A 7,665-nucleotide genomic window follows, 5' to 3' on the forward strand; every position below is an offset into this window, starting at 1 on the left:
GGATATGGATGCGGCCCGGCAACCGTGCCAATAATATAGAAAGTATCATCAACATTCGTGACCCAATCTCGCAAGGCTTCATTCAAAGCATCTTTCAGTGTTTTAGAACCTGACTGAACAGGCACGACTTCTGCCCCCAGCAGCTTCATGCGATAGACATTCTGTGCCTGACGTTCAACATCTTCAGCGCCCATGTAAACGACACATTCCATTCCCAGTCGCGCAGCAACCGTTGCCGTAGCAACACCGTGCTGACCGGCACCGGTTTCAGCAATAATACGGGTTTTGCCCATCCGTTTCGCCAGCAACGCCTGGCCGATTGTGTTGTTTACTTTGTGCGCACCGGTATGATTGAGGTCTTCGCGTTTTAAATAAATCTGCGCGCCGCCTAACTTTCGTGTCCAGTTTTCGGCATGATAAATTGGTGAAGGCCGACCAACAAAGTCGGCCAGATCTTTATCCATTTCAGCTTGAAAAGCTGCATCGTTTTTATATTGTTTGTAGGCTTCTTCAAGCTCATAAATAGCGCCCATCAAGGTTTCGCCTACAAAGCGACCACCATAGGGCCCAAAATGACCTAACTCATCCGGGTAATGTTTAAAGTAATCATCAATCTGTGTCTCAGGCATTTGCCACCTCTCGCATGAATGCGCTTATTTTATTATTACTTTTAAGTCCTTTCGACTCTTCTACTCCGCCACTCACATCCACTGCATAAGGCGAAACCTGCCGAATAGCTTGTGCAACATTTTCAGCTGTCAGGCCACCCGCCAATATCAATGGCTTGCTAACAGCCGTAATCATTGACCAATCAAACGTCTGACCGGTTCCCCCGGGCACACCATGTTGATAACTATCCAGCAATAAGGCGGATGCTTCCGGGAATCTTTTATCCGCCTGTTGCAAGTCTGCTACTGACTGCATACGTATTGCTTTGATATACGGCATTTTGAACTGCGCACAAAACTCTGCAGATTCATCACCATGAAATTGCAATAAACCTAGCGGTACCTGTTCAAGCGTTTGCCAGACTGCCTCAGCAGTTGCATTAACAAATAAACCCACATTGCTGATAAAAGGTGGTAACTGCGCTGTAATTGCGGCGGCCTGCTCTATTGTCACGGCTCTGGGACTCGGCCCATAAAAAACCAATCCGATAGCATCCGCCCCGCTTTTCACAGCAAATTCAGCATCTTGGCGACGCGTAATGCCACATATTTTAACGCGGGTTCTCATCTGAGGTTATCAGCTTTCCAAATGTTAGCCTGATACTTTACCAGAGCACTGGAAAACCTGACACTGTCGGCAATAAATATTCGTCGGGATAAACCACATCTGTCAGATAAAGACCTTGAGGTGGTGCGGTGACACCGGCCATTTTCCGATCCCGGCTTTGTAACACTTCCAAAGCCCATTCTGCCTGTCTTTTTCCTTCACCTACCGGAACCAGTACACCTAATAAGTTACGTACCATATGATGAAGGAATGATTTTGCTTCAACATCCACAGCAATGCAGTCATCACGTCGAGTAACAATTAATTTATCCAAGGTTTTAACCGGACTTTTCGCCTGACACTCCTGTGCTCTGAAGGCAGAAAAATCATGTTGTCCAAGCAACAAATCAGCAGCCAGCTGCATTTTATGTTCATCAAGAGATTTGTAAACCCACCACATCCGCTGATGATGTACGCTGGAACGACTGTCACGATTGAGGATTAAATAACGATAGCGGCGTTTGCTTGCACTGAAACGGGCATTGAATTTTTCAGGAACAGGCTTGACCCACTTAATACAGATATCATGTGGAAGGTTGGAATTCAGTCCCAACAACCAGTTACGGTCTTCGCGCATCGCCTCGGTGTCAAAATGAACAACCTGATTTAATGCGTGGACACCAGTATCAGTCCGGCCTGCAGCAAAAACTTCCGTCTGTGCATCAGCGATCAATGAAACTGCTTTTTGCAACTCACTCTGAACGGTGCGCTGTCCTGGCTGAAACTGCCAGCCATGAAACTGGCTGCCGTCATATTCGACACCTAGGGCTATCCTCACAGATGAACCGTTATATCAAAGAATCGAGCAGTTCTTGCGCTCGTTTTTTCTGTTCATCAGTGCCCTGCTCAAGGACTTCCTCAAGGATACCTCTTGCACCCTCAGGATCGCCCATATCCTTGTATGCCTCTGCCAGATCTAATTTAGTTTCGGCTTCATCTATTGAATCAAAGTCGCTGAGATCAAAGTCCAGCTCTTCATCGTCTAAACTGCTATCCAGATTCAAATAATCTTCGATAACATCATCAGTCTCTGTTGCAGGCTCATCTTCAATTTCAAAAGCAGATAAATCCAACTCGTCAGAATCAAGTGATATAACTTCCTCAGACTCATCTGAGGCAACTTGCTCTGCATCTTCTTCAGATTCATCAATAGCCAAATCCAGAATGTCGGGGGCAGATGAATCAGGCTGCAAGACATTATCCTGATCTAAATCTATTCGTAAATCGTTGTCATCTTCAGCAAACTGAACATCCGGCTCCTCGGTTTCAATTTCTGTATCTTTTTCTGCCACTTCATTGAGATTAAATGGCAACAAGTCTTCCTCATCACGCTGATACACTTCATCACCCTGTGAAGATTGAGCCGAATCGGTTGTATAATCGTCCAGATTGAAGTCTATATGATCGGATTCTTCCGTCTCAGCAGAGGAATCCAGTGGTTGTGGTTGTTCTGTAGCGCTGTCTTCTTCAATATTGACTCTGGCTTCCTCTTGCACTGTACTTTCTTCATCCATTGCTTCTGATTGCTCAGCAAATAATGGATTATGTGGCAGTAACTGATTGCCCCAGTTTCTGATCTCTGGCCACTGAGGATGGGTTTCATCAATCCCAGTGGTATTCAACAAGGCAATGAAATCTGCAGATTTTTGCTGTTTGTAGTACACAAACATCAATTTTGCAGCAATATCGTTATCGTCGGGAGCTTGATGATGAGCCTGTTCAAGTGCGGTCCCTGCCTGCACATAGTCCGCATAACCGACAAACATTTCTGCCTGTTCGACCAATTCTTCAACTGTTTTGGTTTTGCTTTCTACCGAGGTGTTTATCTCATCTACTGATGGCGCGACAATATTGACAGTGCCCGCTTCGGGGTCTGCTTTGACAGGTTTATTTTTTTGGATTTTACTGACGGCATCATCCCAGCTGACTTCACGCTGGCTGCGACGTAAGATCATCCACAAAATTAACAGTAACAGTAATACCGCAAGCAAGGATTCAACCTTATGGGCTATGACAAAAGCCTGGACCCTTTGGTAAAGAGAATCCATCTGCTGCTGGTCAAGATCCAGCATCTGGGCAGCTTCATCAATGGCAACATCAACCTCTGCTGAGGCTGTTTCCAATTCTGTTGGATCAGCGGTACTTTCATCCAGCTGCGTATCCATTTGTTCCGCAGCCTTATCTTCATCAGTTTCAGCTATAACGCCATAAGAGTCTTCATTCAACTCTGGTAATGCTTCACCCTCACCTAAGATGCCTGAGACAGATTCGCCATTGTTAATCTCAACAGGTTGCCAATCATTATCGTCATCACTCTTAGGAGTGGCATCTTCGGATAAAGTATTCAGATTTGCGATATTGTCAGCTTCACTGCCTTCCAGAATGGCATTAGCTTCATCGACGAGCGTGGCTAAATCCATCTGCGATTCATCCTGCTCTAGCAAGCTCTGCAGTCTTGCCATATCTGCATCTTTCAGAGAAATAAGACGCCGCATGGTATCCAGCTGGCGTTCCATCGCATCCATACGATTTTTAAAATCAATATTTTCCTGAGATTGGGCCTCTATTGTTTCCTGGGCCAGAGTCAGTTGCTCACTTATTTTTTGTAAATCAGGGTCACCATTAATCTCTGGATCAGCATCAAGCAGGCTGTTTTCTGTAGCTGCAATTAATTTCAAACGGGCACTCTCTGCAGCGGCATCTTCCTCATCGGCTTGCAATGAAGCTGATTCGTCATCAGGATTCGCTACAGCATTATCATCAGCTTCCGCATCAATTTCCGGAGAAGCCTCCTCATTTACTGATATTGATGGTGCTACTTCATTTGCGGTTGGTACTGGCGTAACGGCCTGTGAACGGTTTCGCCATGTAGCATTTTGCTGATCAACCGTCTGTTTTGCTTCGCTGGCAGAAATGCGAGTAATTTCGTCTGTTGAAGGAATTCTAAGCGTACTGCCCGCATAGAGACTGTTAACATTATTTTGCTGAAATGCCCGGGGATTTGCGTTAAGCAGAGCTAACATCATCTGCTGCATTGTAATATTTGCTGAAGGCCTGGTTCTCTCTGCAATGCTCCACAAGGTGTCACGCGAGTGTACCTTATACTCAGACACGTTATCACGGCTTGCTGTCCATGCCGTTGGTTCCTGGCGTGACGCTACAGGTGTTGGTTGGCTTCGCTGGGAAAGAGATGAACCTGATGGCGCACGACTTGCCTGATTACGATACAACTCTTTAGGCGGATCCAAAAGAACTGTGTATTCGCGTAGTAATTTTCCCTGGCCGGTCGTTGCTGCCAATAAAAAACCCAGAAACGGTTCTTTAATTGGCACATCAGAAGTGATCATTATTCGCGTCGAATTGGCCTCTTCAACCACTTCAAAATTCAGTTGTGTTAGCAGAAAACTTCTATCCAGCCCGGCTCGTTCAAAATCCTGAGTGGAAGCCAACCTGACTTGTAAGTTACCACGCTCATCCTCTCTGAGCGCATTGACAGATATTTCAGCTCTGAAAGGTTCATTCAGAGCTGAATGCAGGGTTATCTGTCCAAGTCCAAAAGCGTACCCGGTTAAGGGAGTTAATAAACCAAGTGCCGTAGCTACCGACAAACTGGCCAACGTTTTCTGTTTCATTTAACTCCCCTTCCTTGACAATTCAGCAATGCCTAGAGGTATTTATCGACCAGAAGTTCGGCGATTTGTACACTGTTCAGTGCAGCCCCTTTACGGACATTGTCTGAGACGACCCATAAATTCAAACCGTTTGGATGTGAAATATCTTCCCGGATACGCCCTACATATACAGGATCCTGCCCCGAAGATTCTGTGACAGCGGTTGGATAACCACCATCTTTATGCTCGTCAACCACTACGATGCCTTCAAATGCTGAGAGCAATTCCTTGGCTTTTTCAGCCGTAATTTTATCTCTGGTTTCAATATGAATTGCTTCTGAGTGACCGAAAAACACTGGCACACGAACCGCGGTAGGATTCACCTGAATATCATTATCCCCCATGATTTTCCGAGTCTCCCACACCATTTTCATTTCTTCTTTGGTGTAGCCGTTATCCATGAAGACGTCAATTTGCGGAATCACATTAAAAGCGATTTGTTTAGGATAAACTTCAGCTTCAACAGGTCGACCATTTAACAACGCCGCTGTTTGCTTAGCCAATTCGTCCATAGCCGGTTTACCACTTCCGGATACTGCCTGATAAGTACAGACATTAATACGTTTGATGCCAACCGCATCATATATGGGTTTTAATGCCACCAGCATTTGAATAGTTGAGCAATTGGGATTGGCAATAATACCCTTCTTTTTGTACCCCACCACAGCCTCTGGATTCACTTCCGGCACAATCAAGGGTACATCATCGTCATATCGAAACTGTGAAGTATTATCAATAACGATACAGCCTGCGGCGGCCGCTTTGGGTGCATAAATTTCAGAAACACTGGCACCTGGCGAAAACAAACCGATCTGCACTTTGGAAAAATCAAACTGGGCCAGATCTTCAACTATTAACGATTTGTTACCAAACTGTACGGTTGAGCCAGCCGAGCGTTCGCTGGCCAAGGCATAGACTTTACCTACAGGAAACTTACGCTGATGCAGGATCTCAAGCATGGCTTCACCTACCGCACCGGTCGCCCCTACAACAGCAATATCAACTTGTTTAGTCACAATTCACCTAAATTCTTTTGTTACAGCGCTGCCACAACGGCATCGCCCATTTCAGCAGTGGTCACACGAGTCGTGCCCGCGGAAAAAATATCTGCTGTTCTCAAACCTTGATCCAGAACTTTACTGACCGCTTTTTCAATACGATCTGCAAAAGCCGGTTGATCAAGCGTGTAACGTAACATCATAGCAGCTGACAGAATGGTTGCCAGCGGATTAGCAATGTTTTGTCCAGCAATATCAGGCGCTGATCCGTGAATTGGTTCATACATGCCTTTACCGTTTTCATCCAGTGAAGCAGACGGCAACATGCCAATCGAGCCCGTCAGCATCGACGCGCAATCAGACAGAATATCGCCAAACATATTGGTGGTCACCATAACGTCAAACTGTTTCGGTGCACGTACCAGCTGCATTGCCGCATTATCAACATACATATGACTTAATTCGACATCAGCATAGTCTTTAGACAAGCTTGTCATGGTCTCACGCCATAATTCCGTGCATTCCAGTACATTGGCTTTATCTACCGAGCACACGCGGCTTTGGCGTTTGCGTGCAATATCAAATGCCACGCGACCGATACGATTAATTTCGCTTTCGCGATAAACCAGGGTGTTGTAGCCTTCTTTTTCACCATTTTCCAGGGTACGAATCCCTCTTGGCTGGCCGAAATAAATACCACCAGTCAATTCCCGCACAATCATTAAATCCAGACCAGCAACGACTTCGGGCTTCAAAGTGGAAGCATCAGCTAATTGTGGATATAACAGGGCCGGACGTAAATTGGCAAAAAGGTTTAATTGTGAACGAATACCCAATAAACCTTTTTCGGGACGTACACTGATATCCAATGATTCCCATTTATAACCGCCAACGGCGCCTAATAAGATGGCATCAGCCTGTTTGGCCATCTGCAGGGTTTCATCTGGCAGTGGGCTGCCGGTTTCATCATAGGCGGCACCACCGATCAAACCATATTCCAGTTCAATATCTAAACCATCCTGCTTGAAAGCATTTAAAACTTTGACGGCTTCAGCAACGATTTCCGGGCCGATACCATCGCCGGCCAATACTGCAATTTTTTTTGTCATGAATGTTATTACTTTTAAAATTTATTATTAGGAAAATAACCACGGCGCCTGTTCACGGCGGCGTGCTTCGTAAGCTTTAATATCATCAGTATGTTTGAGAGTCAGACCGATATCATCCAGGCCTTCAAGCAAACAGTGTTTTTTAAAGCTATCAATTTCAAAATGAAATTTTTCACCATCAGGTAAAAGAATAGTTTGCTCGGGTAAATCAACCGTCAACTTATAGCCCGGTGAAGCCTCAACCTGATGGAATAATTTATCAACCTGTTTTTCATCAAGTTTTATAGCGAGAATGCCATTTTTACTGCTGTTGCTGAAAAAGATATCAGCAAAACTCGGGGCGATAATCACCCGTATACCAAAATCTTCCAATGCCCAAACCGCGTGTTCACGGCTTGAACCACAACCAAAGTTTTCACGCGCCAATAATATGGTACCGCCTTGATAACGTGGTTGATTCAATTCAAAATCCGGATTTAAGGGGCGATTACTGCAATCCTGTCCAGGTTCGCCATGGTCCAGATAACGCCATTCATCAAACAGATTAGGGCCAAAGCCACTGCGTTTAATCGATTTCAAAAACTGTTTGGGGATAATGGCATCTGTATCGAC

The 7,665-nt window shown here is 45.3% G+C and carries 7 protein-coding genes; all 7 read right to left on the reverse strand.

What is annotated here, in order from left to right:
* A partial coding sequence (locus tag B3O33_RS12335; protein WP_292363727.1) for a pyridoxal-phosphate dependent enzyme occupies positions 1-629 on the reverse strand: 629 nt, incomplete at its 3' end.
* Positions 622-1,236: a phosphoribosylanthranilate isomerase gene (locus B3O33_RS12340; RefSeq protein ID WP_292359042.1), complete on the reverse strand. Its 615-nt coding sequence runs from the start codon at positions 1,234-1,236 to the stop codon at positions 622-624. The genes B3O33_RS12340 and B3O33_RS12335, both read right to left, overlap by 8 nt.
* A gap of 37 nt (positions 1,237-1,273) precedes the next feature.
* Positions 1,274-2,053, reverse strand: a complete 780-nt coding sequence (truA, locus tag B3O33_RS12345; protein WP_292359040.1) for a tRNA pseudouridine(38-40) synthase TruA — start codon at positions 2,051-2,053, stop codon at positions 1,274-1,276.
* A 10-nt stretch (positions 2,054-2,063) separates the two neighbouring features.
* Entirely contained in the window at positions 2,064-4,907 is a 2,844-nt protein-coding gene (locus B3O33_RS12350) for a FimV/HubP family polar landmark protein (RefSeq protein ID WP_292359038.1), read from the reverse strand.
* A 32-nt stretch (positions 4,908-4,939) separates the two neighbouring features.
* Positions 4,940-5,962: an aspartate-semialdehyde dehydrogenase gene (locus B3O33_RS12355; protein WP_292359036.1), complete on the reverse strand. Its 1,023-nt coding sequence runs from the start codon at positions 5,960-5,962 to the stop codon at positions 4,940-4,942.
* Between the two features lie 20 nt (positions 5,963-5,982).
* Positions 5,983-7,053 (reverse strand): 3-isopropylmalate dehydrogenase, encoded by a 1,071-nt coding sequence (leuB, locus tag B3O33_RS12360; protein WP_292359034.1) that lies wholly within the window; start codon positions 7,051-7,053, stop codon positions 5,983-5,985.
* Positions 7,054-7,080: 27 nt separating this feature from the next.
* On the reverse strand, positions 7,081-7,665 hold a 585-nt coding region (gene leuD, locus B3O33_RS12365), incomplete at its 5' end, for a 3-isopropylmalate dehydratase small subunit (protein WP_292363729.1).

The sequence above is a fragment of the Methylophaga sp. UBA1464 genome (genome assembly GCF_002325665.1).
In the GTDB taxonomy this organism is placed as follows: Bacteria; Pseudomonadota; Gammaproteobacteria; order Nitrosococcales; family Methylophagaceae; genus Methylophaga.